8 protein-coding genes are annotated in these 14,884 nt (G+C 71.6%); 2 read left to right on the forward strand and 6 right to left on the reverse strand.

The window, feature by feature from the left end:
• Nucleotides 1-6: 6 nt before the first annotated feature.
• The 4 genes from WME73_RS33025 to WME73_RS33040 are packed head-to-tail and all read right to left on the reverse strand — an operon-like array spanning nucleotide 7 to nucleotide 9,042.
• Nucleotides 7-1,356, reverse strand: a complete 1,350-nt coding sequence (locus tag WME73_RS33025) for a tetratricopeptide repeat protein (RefSeq protein WP_437740326.1) — start codon at nucleotides 1,354-1,356, stop codon at nucleotides 7-9.
• Nucleotides 1,353-5,714: a tetratricopeptide repeat protein gene (locus WME73_RS33030; RefSeq protein ID WP_437912098.1), complete on the reverse strand. Its 4,362-nt coding sequence runs from the start codon at nucleotides 5,712-5,714 to the stop codon at nucleotides 1,353-1,355. Before WME73_RS33030 ends, WME73_RS33025 begins: the two co-directional genes overlap by 4 nt.
• Nucleotides 5,711-8,119 carry a tetratricopeptide repeat protein gene (locus tag WME73_RS33035; RefSeq protein WP_437912099.1) on the reverse strand — a complete coding sequence of 803 codons (2,409 nt, stop codon included), beginning with the start codon at nucleotides 8,117-8,119 and terminating at the stop codon, nucleotides 5,711-5,713. Before WME73_RS33035 ends, WME73_RS33030 begins: the two co-directional genes overlap by 4 nt.
• Before the next feature lie 26 nt (nucleotides 8,120-8,145).
• On the reverse strand, nucleotides 8,146-9,042 hold the full coding sequence (locus WME73_RS33040) for a hypothetical protein (protein ID WP_437740329.1): 897 nt from the start codon (nucleotides 9,040-9,042) through the stop codon (nucleotides 8,146-8,148).
• A gap of 531 nt (nucleotides 9,043-9,573) precedes the next feature.
• On the opposite strand from WME73_RS33040, the gene WME73_RS33045 reads away from it, so the two are divergent.
• Together WME73_RS33045 and WME73_RS33050 are read left to right on the forward strand one after the other, a co-directional pair.
• Entirely contained in the window at nucleotides 9,574-10,194 is a 621-nt protein-coding gene (locus tag WME73_RS33045; protein ID WP_012238576.1) for an RNA polymerase sigma factor, read from the forward strand.
• Nucleotides 10,195-10,213: 19 nt separating this feature from the next.
• On the forward strand, nucleotides 10,214-11,206 hold the full coding sequence (locus tag WME73_RS33050) for a zf-HC2 domain-containing protein (RefSeq protein WP_437912100.1): 993 nt from the start codon (nucleotides 10,214-10,216) through the stop codon (nucleotides 11,204-11,206).
• 88 nt (nucleotides 11,207-11,294) lie between these two features.
• On the opposite strand, the gene WME73_RS33055 is transcribed toward WME73_RS33050, so the two are convergent.
• Both WME73_RS33055 and WME73_RS33060 read right to left on the reverse strand, forming a co-directional pair.
• Entirely contained in the window at nucleotides 11,295-11,795 is a 501-nt protein-coding gene (locus WME73_RS33055; RefSeq protein ID WP_437740331.1) for a PilZ domain-containing protein, read from the reverse strand.
• A gap of 129 nt (nucleotides 11,796-11,924) precedes the next feature.
• Nucleotides 11,925-14,504, reverse strand: coding sequence for a glycosyltransferase family 39 protein (locus WME73_RS33060; RefSeq protein WP_437912101.1), 2,580 nt, complete (start codon nucleotides 14,502-14,504; stop codon nucleotides 11,925-11,927).
• Nucleotides 14,505-14,884 lie beyond the last annotated feature (380 nt).

Raw genomic sequence — 14,884 nt, forward strand, 5'->3', positions numbered from 1 at the left:
TCTCCCTCACGTGTCGGTCGCGGCGTCCGCGACGCCTCCATCCGGCGCGGCGGCAGGAGGAGGAGCCGCGGGCTGAGCCGCGGCAGCAGCCGCGTTCAGCTCCCCTTCCTTGAGCTTGGCGCGGTTCAGGAGCTCCTCCGAGTCGTCGCGCTGGCCCTTGTTGCGCAGCTCCTGGAACCTCGTCAGCGATTTGATCGCCTCCGCCACCTGCTGCTTCGGCGTCATGCCGGGGACGGCGGGGGCGAACAGGTAGAGCAGGCCGAGGTCGTAGTGGACCTGAGCCAGGTTCGGGTCGCGGGCGAGCACCCAGTCGAACTCGCGCTTCGCGTCGGCGTAGCGCTCGAGCAGGCGGTACGCGTCCCCGAGGTTGAGGTGCGCGGCGACGTGCTCGGAATCGAAGCGGACGGCGCCCTCCAGGAGCGGCAGCGCCTCCTGGGCGTTGCCCGCCTCGAGCAGGTAGGTCGCGAGCTGCACCCGCGCCTCGACGAGATCGGGGCGGCGCGTCACCGCCTTGCGGAACTCCTCGATCGCCGCGGCGCGCTGCCCCTGCTCCCGGTAAATCAGGCCGCGGAGCAGCAGCGCCTCGGCGTTGTCCCTGTCGCGCGGCGGGTTCTCGCTGACCGGCTCGAACCCGTCCAGGATCGCCTGGAGCGCGTACAGCGCGAGATCGAGGCGCCGGTTCCTGTAGTGATCGCGGGCGATGATCACCATCGCCGGCCGGTAGTCGGGGTTGATCTTCAGCGCCTCCTGCGCGATCCGCTGGGCAGAGCCGGTATCCCGCTGGAGCGACTTGACCTCCGCGAGCGTCGCCGCGACGGCCGCCGACTTCGGCATCTGGCCGCGCTTCTCGGTCAGGAGCCGCTCGGCCTCGCCGAGCTGGCTCTTCCTGGCGAGGAGCATCGCGTACGCGATGATGGCGGGCTCGTAGTCCGGCACGAGCGTGAAGGCCTGGCGGTAGCTCGCGCCGGCGCCCGCGTCGCGGAGCCGCTCCTGCACCACGCCGAGCGAATAGAAGGCCTGGTGCGCGCGCGGATCGGCCTGCGTCGCCTGCCCGAACTGGGCCCTCGCGTTGGCGAGATCGCCGGTCGCGAACGCCTGCAGGCCGCTTTGGTAGAACGCCGCCGCCCGGGGGTTCATCGGCGCAGCCGTCTGGGCGGGCAGATCGTAGGGGCGCGCCGAGCTCGGCATGTCGTTCATGCCGTACGGCGCCTGGGCGGGCGCGGTCGCGGCGGGCCCCGCTGGAACCGTGGGCACCTTGGGCGGCGGCGTCGCCTCCTCGCCGCAGGACGCGAGGGCGAACGGCGACATGACCGCGAGCAGGCTGGCGAAGAGGGTGACAGGGAGGCGGCGCATCATGGGACGACCGGCAGGGGCAGGGGGAGGCCGTCGGGCGCGAGCGGCGGAGTCATGCCGGGCCGCGTCCGGAGGAAGAGGCCATCCTTGTACTCGAACGGGCGCTTCGTCTCGGGATCGATGACCCCCTGGCTCCACTCGCGGAGCTTGGCGTCGCCGAGGATGTCCGTGAAGAACGCGAGCCGCTGGATCGCGAGGTCGACCGCTGGATTCCGGACCTTCCACGCCTTCGCCCAGACGACGGACTCGACGTAGAACTTGACCATCGCCTTGTCGGCATCGTTGAGAAGCCGCTCGCGCGCCGCGCGCCACTGCTCGCGCCGGTTCTGCCGGAGCGCGTCGGCCGTCTCCTGGAGATCTTCGCGATCGCTCGTCTCGGCGAGCTTGAGCAGCTTCTCTTCCTTGTCCGTGTACAGCCTCAACCCCGGCGGGCGGGCGTTGTAGAGGCCGGTGCGGCAGGAATCGTAGAGCGAGCCCTGACGCGCGCGCGCGGCCACCGACCACGGGCGCGACTCGTAGGCGGTGATGACCTCCTGGAGCTCCTTCCAGTACCTGTCGTTGGCCTTGGCGATATCCGCCTCGAAGGCCCGCTTCACCTGATCGATGACCCCCTCGTAGCGGTGATGGCCGGTGTCGTAGTCGAACTCGGCCTTGATGCGATCGTCGATGGCCTTGTAGGCGCACTCCGCCGCCATGTCGGCCTGCACCGAGCCGAGGGCCTTCACCTTGTCGCCGGTCGCCGAGTTCCGGAAGGACGTGAACGCCGTCATGGTGTTCTTGCACCAATCCCGCGCCTTCGGATCGCCGCCGGCGGCGCGCATCTTGGATGCATGGTACGCCGCCTGGACGACATACCCGCTCGCGGCCGGGTTGTTCTTGTTGGCCGCGTAATAGGCCTCCATCGACTGCGTGGCCTTGGTCCGGGCGGCGCGGTTCGGGCCCTCGTCGGCCCCGCGCTCGTCCCAGGCCTTCAGGTCCGCCGAGGCGACGAGGAAATCGATGTCGGCCTTCTGCTCGGGGGGCGGGTTCAGGCTCATGAAGGTGGCGCGCGAGGCGGTCATCTTGTCGCGCTCCCCGATGTTCGCGTAGAGCAGCACCGAGTTCCTGGCGGCGTCCCGGCGCGCCGCCTGCTCGAACCGGCCGTTGCGAGCGATGGTGTCGTAGGTCTCGGCCGCGCTGCGGTAGTTGAAGAAGAGGACGTACGCGGCGGAGAGCGCGTCGTAGGCCTGCTTCAGGTACTTCACCCGCTCGCCGTAGCGCTTCGGATCGGGGTTCTTCGGAGGGTTCGCGCCCGGATCGCCCTTCTCGAGCTTCGACAGGTTCTCCTCGCTGCCGTACTCCTTGATGAACAGGGAGTACATCGCGATGGCCTGGTCGTAGTCGCCCACCTGCTTGTAGCAGTAAGCGCCGTTCATGGCGGCCTCCGGCGCCTCGTCGCGGGCCGGCGCCTTCTCGAGCGCGACCTTGTAGAGCGCCGCGGCCTCGCGCCAGGCGGCGACGCGCGCGGGGCCGTCCGGCATCTTCTCGGCCTTCTCGAAGGCCCGGGCGGCGTCGATGTAATAGCCGCGAGAGATCGTCGGCCGGGCGATGTCGCCCTCCTTCAGCTTCTGCTCCTCGCTGACGGCGCAGCTCCGCGTGAGCGCCGCCTCGGCGAGCTTGCGGCTCTGCTCGACGTTGTTCTCGAGGTTCGACATCGTCGTGAGCCGCTCCCACGCCTTGTAACCGAACTCCGTCTTGCCGCACTGCGCTTCGTAGATGGGCTCCATCCGCTTGCGCGCCTCGGCGAACTGGCCGTAGAGGAAGTAGTAGTCGGCCGCCTGGAACGCGTAGAGGTCGATGTTCTTCGGGGCGTCGAGCGCGGGAGGGACCCGCTGGATGTACTCGTCCCGCGCGGCGACGGCCGCCTGGACCTGGGGGGGCAGCGGCTCGGCGACGACGCGCTGCTGGTCGCCCTCGCCGACGATCTTGACCTTCTCGCGCGGCTCGATGCCCTCGGCGCCGCTCGTTCGCTGGAAGAGCTTGTGTCGATCCAGGAGCGCCTGGTGGGCGGTGTCGACGACCATGTACGCCGCGGGCTGCAGGTACTTGTCGTCCTCGTTGGAGTCCCGCACGCCGACCGCCGAGCTCCTCGCCTGCTCGATCTCGTGCGTCGCGGGCGAGCGATCCATCGCCACCGTGATGACCACGACCATGTGGTGCGCGTCGGCGAGCCAGTACCGGCTCTCGTACGCGTCCGGGGCGTTCTCGTCCTGGGCCAGGTAGCCGGCCCAGCCCTGCGCGGCGAGGCGGTACTCGCCGAGCGCCCGCTCGAAGATCGGATCGCGCGTCTCCTTGTCGCCGACGGTCAGCGCCTGCTGCACGAGCGCGCTTCCGGCGTTGGTGTGATCGGCGGCAGCACGGCGCAGCCCGCCGCGCACGAGCCGCTCGGCGGTCTGGATCGCCTCGGGATCGTCCTTGTTCGCCTCGACCCACGGGGTCGTCCCGACGTACTGGGCGAGCTTGGTGCGCGCCTCGAGCGCCTTCGCCGAGTTCATCGCCCGCTCGGCCGTCCCCTCGCGCGACTGCGAGGTGAGCGTGTCGTAGATGTCCGCGATCTGGTTCTGGATCACGGGCGCGTCGCGGTGCATCGGCCACTTCTTGAGGAGGATCTCGCTCACCTCGATCGTGTTCCGATACTGATTGAGCTCCTTGAACTCCAGCGCGAGCGCCTTGTAGATCTCGACCGTCCACTTCTGATCCTGCGGGATCAGCTTGGGATCCTGGACGCGCTCGATGGCGATCCGCATCTTCTGCTCGGCCATGCGCGGGTCGGTCTCGACGTCGAGGACGTCGTTCCGCGGGACGTAGGGCTCGTCCGGTCCGGGGCCGACGAAGTCGAGGTACGTGAGCGAGCCGGCGATGTAGGTGTACGCCTCCGCGCGGAAATCCGCGCCAGGATCGCCCGTCAGCTTCTCCTGTTCGTCGGTGTAGCGGAGCAGCTCGATGAACTGGCGTACCGAGGTCTCGTAACGCTGCTGCTTGAAGTACGTCCAGGCGAGCTTGTACATCGCGACGCCGTGGACAGGGGGCTTCTTGTACTTGATGGACTGCCGGTACGCCGACTCCGCCCTGTTGTAGTTGAACGGGCCGCCGGCGCGGTCAATCTCGTTGAAGTGGTAGTCGCCGATCTGCCACCAGACCTCGGCGATGTAGCGGGGCTCCGCGCCGAGCGCCGTCTTCTGCGGGATCGGCTGGCAATCGTCCGGATACGGATCGACGTACGCCGTCTCGTCCTCGGTGACGGGCGCCCGCCCCCGCGTGCCCTTGCGCGTGGCCTGGAGCGCCCGGCCGCCTGGCGTGGACCCGATGGGCGTCGGGTGGCGCGCCTCCCAGCCGGTCCAGTAATCGTTGTCGTGGTCCTGCGGGAGCTTGCCGACGGTGTCGCGCGTCGGATCCTTCGGGTCGAGCGCGACCGGATAGGGATACTTGGTGTGGCACACGAGCGAGCGCCACACCTGCTGCGCCTCGGGGAACCGGACCGAATCGTTCAGCGCATGGCCGAGGTAGTAGTAGATCCCGGCGAGCTCACGGTACTGGGGGAACTCCCGGATGACGCGCTTGTAGAGCGCGATGGCCGGGAGCAGCGCGACGCTGAGATCCTCGCTCGCGTCGGTGTCGGTGCGCGCGCGCTCCTCGTAGAGCGCGGCCAGGCGGAACATCGCGTCGGGCGTGTTCTCGGGGTGGGCGTTGGGGCCGCTGTAGCGCTCGACGAACACCTCGAGCCGGCGGATCGCCTCTTCCCGGGCGTCGCGGAGCCCCTTCCTCTCGATCTCGATCTCGCGGTCGAGCGACGAGAGGATGCGGCGGCGCCTGTCCTCGTAGTGGTGCTGCACGATGCGGGTGATGGCGCTCCGGTAGTCGCGCGCCGCCTTCTCGTAGGCGGCCGCCTCCTTCTCGAGCGCGGCGAGCGCCGCCAGCTGGGCCGGCGTCGGAGGAGGAGGCGGCGGCGCCTGCTTGCGCCCGACCGACATCGGCGGCGCGAAGGGTTGCACCGCTGGCGCAGCCGGCGCCGTGGCGCCAGGCGCAGCCGCGGTCGGCGCAGCCGTGGCGCCACCAGGCGCAGGCGTGGTCGGCGCAGCCGCGGGAACGGCAGACGCCGCCGGCGCTGGCTGGCCGCCCGGCTGAGAGAGCGCGAGCGGCGCGACCGCCAGCACCAGGGCAAGGCTGGCAAACCCGAGCGCGCCGCGCGGGCGACGGCGCCCCGTTCGCACAGCGCCGAGCGGCGCGCGCGCGACCGCCGGTCCGAGGATCTGCGCCCCTGCCCCTCTTCGCGGCGCGCCAGAGATCTGCGGCGCGCTCGCGCCACCACGCTCGTTGCTCACTTCTCGTCCTCCGGATCGCCGCTGTCGTCGAGGACCTCGTTGAGCTCCTCCTTGAGGACCCGATCCTCACGGGCGCGCTCGACCTGCAGGCTGCGAACGCGCGTCATCTGCTCCTCGCGGACCTCCCACGCCTCCTCGGTGATGCCGACGTCGGCGCGCAGGATGATGTTCTTCAGCCGGTCGCGGACGAGGCCGAAATTTCGCATCGCGACCTCGCCGACGACGAGGCGCGCCTCCCGGTCGAGCCCATCGAGCTGCACCGAGTAGTGAACGACGTTCGCCGTCTCCCGGCCGACGATCTGCCGGAGCCCCGAGGATTTCTGGGCGACCTCCCCCTCGATGTCGCGGAGCGCCGCCTCGACCCTCGCGTCCGCCGCGTCGCCGGCGCGGAGCACCGGCGTGATGCGCTGCGCGTACGCCGCGAGCTCCGGACCGCCGGCGCCCGCCGCGGCCAGCTCCACCTCGCGCGTCAACGCGTCGCGGTGGGCCTTGCGCACCTGCGCGTCCTCGATGAAGCGCTGATCGCCGAAGCCGACCTGGACCCGGCCCGCGCTGACCTGCTTGCGGAGCACGTCGGCCTGCTGGCGGTAGAGCGCGAGGTCGCGCTCGTTCTGGGCGAGCTCGATCTCGAACCGGGCGATGCTCGCGGGATCCCGGACGACCCCGGCGTGCGGGCCATCGCGGAGAAGCCGCCTGAGGCCGTTGACCGTCGCCTGCAGCGAGTCCATCTGCAGCGTGAGCTGCTGCAGGCGCTGCGACTGGGTGTTCCACTGCTTGAGCGCCTGCGCCTCGCGATCCTGGAAGTCGGCGTCCGTGACGGGCACCCGCGCGAGGCGCTTCTCCAGCGCCCTACGCCTCGCGCGCGCGCCGCCGATCTCGCCCGAGAGCGAGTCGTCCTCCACGTCATCCATGCCCTGGCCGAGCGCGAGGCGCGCCAGCGCGACCCGGTTGAGCAGCGCGAGCGCCTTCTCCTCGCCGGCCTTGAGCTCCGGGAACGCGCGCACCCGGTTGGGCGAGCTGAGAACGGCGTTCAGCTTCTCGATGAGCTCGTTCGACTGCTTGATCAGCTCGCGGCAGTGGTTGATGTCGTCGATCACCGCGAACGCGGCCGGGCCGTCCTCGGCCTCGCGCGCCCACTGCACCGAAAGCGGCGGGAGCGAGGTGGTCGTGTCGAGCGCCTCGAGCTGCTCCTGGCTCAGCTTGTCGTAGTAGACCGCGGGATCGCTCGTCGAGCCGAGGAAGGCGTCCACGCGCGCGCGCATCGGGTCGTAGGTGGCGCGGACCCCCTCGTACACCTTCAGCGCCTTCTCGAAGCGGCCCGCGCGCAGCATCAGGTCGCCGCGGAGCAGCGAGCCGTCCGCGATGTTCTGGCTGTCCGGCTCGGCGATCGCGAGGATCTCGAGCGATCGCTGGGCGCGATCCACGTCGCCCAGGCGGACATACACCCACGCGAGCTCGTAGAGCATCGTCCCGAACTCGGGCGAGACGCGGTCGATGTGGCCGTAGGCCTGCACGGCCTGGGACCACTGGTCGGCCTCGTAGAAGAGCCGCCCGATCGCGAGCCACGCGAGGTCGATGACGCGCTGGTGCTCCGAGGTGTCGGCCGGCAGCTGCGTCACCTTCTGGAACAGATCGATCGCGGCGACGTAGCGGGTCTTGGGCACCGCCGGGGGCGCCTCGCCCTCCTTGAGCGGCTCGGGCGGGGGCGTCGCCTCCTTCACCGCGATCAGGCCGAGCAGGTACCTCGCCTGGTGGAAGTACTCGCTCTGCGGGTCGACCGCGCCGAGCGCGGCCTTCGCGCCGCCGAAGTCCTTCCTCACGTAGAGGCCCTTGCCGCGCGCGTACGCGAGGGCGCTCCCCGCCGTGGAGGCCGGGACGCTGTTCATCGACGCGAAGACGGCGTCGAGCGCGTCGTAGTCCTTGATCCGGAGGCAGATGTCCACGAGCCGGCCGAGCGCCTTCGCCTGGTAGGTGGCGAAGCGCGGCTCGCCGCCGCTCGCGACGATCCGGTGGAAGACCCGGCGGGCCGAGAGGTACTGCTTCGAGCGGAAGTACGTCTCCCCGAGCAGCGTGAGCGCGTCCGGGAACGCCGTCGGATGGTCGGGGTACTTCTCGACCACCTGGTTCAGCACGTTCGCCGCCCGCTCGTAATCCCTGGAGCCCATCAGGAGCTGGGCATCCGCGATGCGCTGGGCCGGCGTGCGCTGCTCGCCGCGGGACTTGTGGATCGCCGCCTGGATGGCGCCCAGCCCGGAGGTGACGCTGCCGATCTGCTGAGAGGCGCTCGTGTAGGCGCGCTCAGCGTCCAGGGCCCACGCTTCGGCGGGGGCAGCGGTCGTCGCCGCGCCGAGCGCGAGCACGCCAAGCAAGGCAGGGAGTACCCGCGATCCGGTGTCCCAGGTCATGGTGGCTTGTCCTAACGAGCTCGAGCCTACTTCCCACCCGCGGCGGCGGACGGCTGCCCGGGAGCATCCGAGAGGCCGCTCACGATCTTCTCGACGAATCGGACGGCTGGCCGCTCTTCGAGCGGGGTCGTGACGCCGCCCTTCTCGAACGCGACCGCCTGAAGGTTGATGGTCTTGCCTTCGACCGCCGTGAAGGAATGGCTGGAGCGCACCTCGAAGCGGTAGCCCCGGAGGTAGGAGAACACCCCGTAGCCGTTGCCCTGCAGGTTCACGAGCACCTGGAGCGTGTGATCGCCCGGAGGAACGGAGCCGTTGAAGATCGGGATCTCGGCCTGCTCGGCAAGGGCGCCCGACTGATCGGTCTTGTTGTACTGGACGGCGCCATCCAGGACGATCAGCACGCGCGTGACGCGGAACGCGGACGACAGCTCGTTGTTGAACCGGATCGAGGCGCGCGAGCCGGCGCCGCCGCCGGAGAGGATCGTGTCGCTGAGGAGCGAGAGCCGCGTGTGGCTGCGGCGGATCTGCTCCTTGAGCTCGTCGATGCGTTGCTCCAGATCGCGCAGCCGCACCGCATAGGTCGGACCATCCATCGCCGGAGCGGCGGCCGCGCCCGCAGCCGGGGCGCTCGTCGGAGCAGCAGGCCCCGCCGTCGCGCCCGCAGCGGGGGCGACCGTCGCGGCAGGCGCCGCCGCCCCCGCAGCCGGCGCGACCGTCGCGGAAGCAGGCGCAGGAGCCGCTTGCGCTCCGTTGACAGGCGCGGGCGCTGCGGGGACAGCCGGCGCTGTGGAGGCCGCCGGCGCCACAGAGGCGGCGGGAGCAGCGGCCTTGCCCGTCGCGCCGCCCGGGGCCTGCGCGAAGGCGGGCATCGACATCAAGAACGAGGCTCCCACCCCCACTGCCAGCATCCTGATAAGTCGCATCGAAAGGTAACCTCGTGGTTGAACCCTCGTCGGCAGAGGGGGGCGACCTCACGCCCGGTGCCGGGGAGTCTAGTGGCGGCGGGCTTCCGAGCGCAACGACCTGGACACCTGCCTCCTCCTCCGGCGCAGGCTCCCGTCGCTCACGGCGCGAAGACAGCACAGCACGGCGGAGCCGAAATCGTGTGAGGGCCCTCCCGCGGCGGGCGCGGACCGCGTCCTCGGCCGGTCCGCAGGGCGCTGCCCCGAGAACGTCACGCGACCGCGACCAGCTCCCGCCACCGGCGGCGCGCGTAGAGGTCGGCGCACGCCCGTCCCCCTGCCCTTCCCCGGCCGCGGGCGTGGCGGGCGAAGGGGGCTCGCTCGCTCGGGGGCGGATCCGCTAAGGTGCGCTTGTGTCAGGGGAAGGAGTGCTCCTCAGATCTTCGAGCCGCGCCGCGCGTCCGATCCGACGCCGCGGCCGCCGCCGCGAACACCCCGCCGCCCGGGCCGCCCAAGGAGCGCCGCAGAGGCTCGGCCGCTCCGGGAGCTAGGATGGTCCCGATTTCTCGAGAGGAGGTCACGGACGAAGCCCTGATGATGCGCTTCCAGGGCGGCGACCGCGCGGCGTTCGCCGGGCTCGTCCGGCGGCACAAAACGTCCATCTACAACTTCATCCTGCGACAGGTCCGCGGGCCTGCGATCGCCGAGGATCTGGTGCAGGATGTGTTCGTGAAGATCGTGCAGAGCGCCTCCGACTTCAAGCACGAGGCCAGGTTCACCACCTGGGCGTTCGCCATCGCGCGCAACGTCTGCATCGATCACCTGCGCAAGATGTCGCTCCGGCGCCACCCGTCGCTCGACCAGGGCTCCGGGGAGGGCGGCGACGGCCCGACGCTCGGCGAGCGGACCGCGGACCCGGCGCCCCAGGCCGCGGTGGACCGGGTCGCGATCGGGACCGAGATGGGGCAGCGCATCGTCCGCGCGGTCGAGGGTCTCCCGCACGAGCAGCGGGAGGTCTTCCTGCTCCGGGAGATCGGGCACGTGCCCTTCAAGGACATCGCCCACATCGTGGGGGTGCCCGAGAACACGGTGAAGAGCCGGATGCGCTACGCCCTGGAGCGGCTCCAGGAGGCCCTCTCGGAGTACGAGGATTACGCGAGGGCGCTGCGCTAGCGCTCCGGAAGAGCTGTCTATGGACTGCGAGAAGTTCGACCAGCACGTGATGGACGCGCTCTACGACGAGCTCGACGAGCTGACGTATGCGGCCATGAAGCGGCACATGGACGGCTGCGCCCGGTGCGCGTCGGCGTTCGCGGGGCTGCGCGCGGCCCGCGACGTCGGCGCCTTGCCGTTCGAGGAGCCGAGCGAGGAGCTCGAGGCGCGGATCCTCGACGCCGTCGAGGTCGCGCAGAAGAAGACGCCGTTCCGGCGCAAGGCGCTCCGCGCGCTGGCCTGGGCCGGCAGCCACGCGATGCGGCCGCAGCTGGCGATGGCGGCGCTGTTCGTGCTCGTCATCGGATCGAGCCTGCTGCTGCTGCGGCCGAAGACGGGCGTGGCGCCGGTGCGGGTCACCGAGTGGGGCCAGCCCGCGTCGTCGGATCAGCACGAGGCGCCCCGCGCCGCCGCGCCTACCCCGACGGCCGTCGCGATCGAGGAAGGCGACGGCCGGCGCTCGGCCGAAGCCAAGGCGAACGAGGCGCCCAGGGCGGAGGCGGCGAAGGAGAAGAGCGCGCGTGCGTCCGCGTCCCCGGACGACGGCGCGAGCGCCGCGTTGCACGAGGCGCAAGCGCTGCAACGCAAGTCGGGCTGCGCGGCCGCCGTCGGCAAGCTCGACGAGGTCGGTGCGCAGTACCCGGGCACGCCGTCCGCGCATGCCGCGATGTGGGAGGCGGCCCGGTGCTACCAGGCCTCCGGGGACACAGCGAAGGCGCGCGAGCTGCTGCTCGCGCTGCGCTCCGCGAAGGGCTACGGCGACCGCGCCGAGCAGCAGCTCGCGAACCTCGAGGCGAACGCCGCCGGCGCGCAGGCGCAGAACTCGGCGCCGGCGGCCGCCGCCCCCGCCGCTGCCGCGCGGCGCGCTGCGCCCAAGGCGGCGATGCCCGCGGCGCCGCCGCGCGACGCCGCGGAGCAAGGTACAGCGGGCCCCTCGCAGGCGGCGCCCGCCGACGCCGCGACGTCCCGCTGACGGATTGCGGGCGCCGGCGCGGCCCGCGCTTCGGCCGTCCCCGGCGCCGCGCCTCGACCTCACCGCGCGCGCCGCGGTGGCGCCAGCGTCAATTCGATCTCACCGGCGCATCGCGGATGTAGGCGATCGTCCTGATCGTGCCGACGATGCGCTCGCGATCGTCCGGCGTGAGATCGGCGAAGCGGATCCCCATGCCCGGGTTCGGGTTGTCGTGGAGGGGGCGCACCTCGTTGATCCACTGCACCGTCCCCTCGAGCACGTACGAGCCGTCGGCCCCCGGCGGCGAGAAGCGGAGCGTGAGCCGCGTGCCGATCGAGAGAGGCTGCGTCGTGCGGACGAAGATGCCCATCTCCGAGATGTTGGTGATGGACGCGTAGAGGAACGTGTCGTCGGCCTCGCAGTCCACGAGCCAGGTGACGTCGAGGCGCTCGGACGAGCGTCGGTCGAGCGAATCCGGGGCGGGGACCTCGTGCTCGGCGTCCTCGCCGGGGCGATGCGCGTCGCCGTAGGCGCCGGCTTGCGCGCAGGACGGCGGCGTATCGCCCGGCGTGTCGGGCGGATGGTTCGAGTCCCCACGACCCCCGGTCATGAGTCTGCGACTAGCCGCTTTCCGCACGCGCGTCGAGGGCGCTCGACGCGGAGGAGCACGCGTGCGTCGCCGGGCCGCGCAAGACGAGCCGCGCAGCGCGGCATGCGTCGGGAAGCCCACGAGGGCAGCTCACCGCACGCGGATGACGCCGCCGCGGATGCGGTCCTCGTGTTCCGGCCCGCGCGTCACCTGAAAGCGCGTCTCACCGGCGAAGAGGCCGAAGTAGAGCGTATAGTCGCCCGGGGTGAAGTTGGGCTCGAGCTGGAGCTCGTGGTCGTCCACGACGACGTCGCCCGGCTGCCACAGGCTCAGCGGGTAGCGCCCCTCGAGCACGGGATGGTCGCCGTTGTATCGACGCTGGAACCCGTCGATGTGAACGAACATCTTCCAGTTGCCGGTGATCGGCCGGTGGACCCGGAAGTAAGTTCGCAGGTGGTAGCTCTTCTGAGGGACGACGCTCGAGACCTTCTGGCCGTCGCCGTCGGTGAGCTCCCAGCCGAGCACCTCCAGCTGATCCTCGAGCATCGCGTCGAGCGGGTTCTCGGGAGCGGCGGGCTCGTCGAGGACGATACGGCCGAGCCAGCTCTCGTTCGGCCTGCCCCCGAGCTCGTTCGACGCAAGGAGGATCTGGCTGGAGCGGCCGTCGAGGACGGGCAGGTTGCGCCGGTAGCGCTTGCGAAAGAGGCTGTTCAACCGGGGCAGATCGTCGGACTTCACGACGAGCCAGCGGCGAGCGGCGGGATCGACCGGAGCGGCGGCGCCGTCCACCGAGCTCCCCGCGGTGAGCCAGTCGAACGCCTCCAGGACATCGGTGAACGAGGTGACCTCGCCGCCCTGGTAATAGGCCGCCGTGCGGCTCCGGACGCCGAGCGTCGCGAGCGGCTCGCCGGGCTTGCGAAGGGACTCGTAGGACGCGAAGACCTCCTTCGGCGAGAGCTGGGCCGCGAGCGCCGGATAGTACCAGAAGCTCAGCGCGAAGCCGGCGACGAGGCCGGCGAGCGGCGTGCCGACGGCGCGCGGGAGGGAGGCGCGCGCGACGGCGTGGCGGAACGCGTCGCGCGCCACGAGGAGCAGCACGGGGCTCGCCGCCATCAGCATGGGCAGCGCCCACCAGGCGTTCATCCCGTACGCGGCGAGGTGGTTCGGCATCCTCGCCACGGTGCCCCACCCGATGCGCTTGCCGACGAAGAGCATCGCGCCGACGCCGACGAGCGCCGCCTCGATGACGATCAGCAGGAAGAGCAGGTTGCCGTTCCAGATGCGAGCGAGCTCCGCGGCGCCGGCGTGCACCTCGTCGAGGACGCGCCGCGCCCACGCGCTGAAGCTGCGATCGAGCTCGCGGGGCTGCTCTTCGAACCAGGTGAGCGCGACGAGGCCGGCGAACGCGAGCAGGACGAAGCGCATCGCCGAGGCCGCTTCGCCCTCGAAGCTCTTCGGGAAGACGGGCTTGTCGACCGAGAAGACGCTGAGCGCCCTGTCCGGTGAGGTGACGAGATCGCGGTAGAGGACGAAGGCGAGCACGGCGCAGCCGACGGCGAGCGCTCGCGAGGAGGGGGCGCCGCGCTCGAGATCGCGGATGGCGAGCGCGGCGATGGCGGCGAGGAGCGCGGGGCCGCTGAACGGGAGCGCCCCGGCGTGCGGCGCGAGGACCGTGAAGGCGCCGTAGGCGAGCGCAGACGTGACGATCAGGGCGATCCGGACGCCGGCCTCGCGATCGAGGAGAGGGGCGACGACCTCGCCCGCTCGGTCCGCGGCGGGGGCTCGGAAGAGCCGGCCGACGGCGAACGGCAGGAAGGCGCTCCACGGAAAGAGGGCGTGGCCGAGCTGGCGCAGCGTGAGATCGAACGTGGACTCGACAGGCGGCTTCTTGAGGAGCGCCACGCCGAGGGCGCGGGGGAGCGGCTCGCCGGCGCTCGAGCTCGCGAGCACGAGGGCGCCCTGCGCCGCCGCCGCGACGCCGAGCACCAGCGCGGCGGCGCCCACGAGGTCGCCCAGCGTGGGCCCCCGGCCTTCCGGCGCGGGCCAGGCGCCGGACGTCCGGAGCAGGAGCCAGGTCAGGCCGGCGCCGAGCGCGGGGACTGCGACCCCGATCAGCAGGCCGCGGCTGAGGTATCCGGCGACGACGCCGAGGATCCCCACGGCGAGCCACGCGGCCGACGCGAGCAGGGCGCCGCGCTGCGCCCCTCGCCCGCCCTCGAGCAGCGCGCCGGTCAGCCCGCAGAACGCCATCGTGAGCGCGGCCATCGTGACGATGTCGCCGAGCAGGGTGCGCGCCTGCATCACGTAGAGCGGCATCGTCACGACCACCGCGACGCCGTACAGGCCGGCCCTTCGATCGACGAGGCGCGCGAGGAACTCGTAGAGCACGAGCGCGCCGGCGAGCCCCCACAGCGCGAGCGGGAGGCGCCCGGCCCAGTCGTGCAGACCGAACACGCGGAAGCCGAGCGCCATGGAGGTGAACCCGAGCTCGCCCATGCCGAGATCGGTCAGGGTCGGCAGCTGCCCGGGAGCGTCGGGGAGATCCACGCCGCGCGCGCCGAAGACGTGGATGGCGATCCGGCGAGCCAGGTCGGCACGGTCGAGCTCGTAGGGGTCCCAGATGCCGCTCTTGCCGACGAGGGGCAGCAGCGCGAGGGCCGCGAGCGCGAGGGCCGCGAGCCTCGCGAGGCCGGCGCGCCCGCGCCCGGCGGCCGCGCGGTCGCGGTCCATGGCCGGCACGTCGCCGATCTCAGCCGAGCGCACCTCGAGAGGGGGCACCTCGGCGCGGGGTGGGGCGCCGCTCGCGTGCGGGTCGGGGGCGGCGGGCGGGGCTCCGCGCTGTGGGTCCCCTCGGTGGACGCTCGACATGCAGGGCATCCCCTTACCGCCTTCGCGCGCGCGTGACCACGGATCGTGGGGAAGCGTTTGTAGCCCCCCTGGGCGTCTGCTATCGCGCGCGGCGTGGTGAAAGCCCGTCCCCAGAGCGCGCCCCAGGGCGCGAAAGCGCGCCCGCAGGCGCCGAAGCCCGCCTCGGCTTCCCGCGGCCCCCGTCCTGCCAAGAAAGACAGCCGAGGCAGCCGCCGAGGAGCGCAATCCAGCGAAGCCCCCCG

The organism is Sorangium sp. So ce302 (assembly GCF_051530145.1).
GTDB classification, from domain to species: Bacteria; Myxococcota_A; Polyangia; order Polyangiales; family Polyangiaceae; genus Sorangium; species Sorangium cellulosum_B.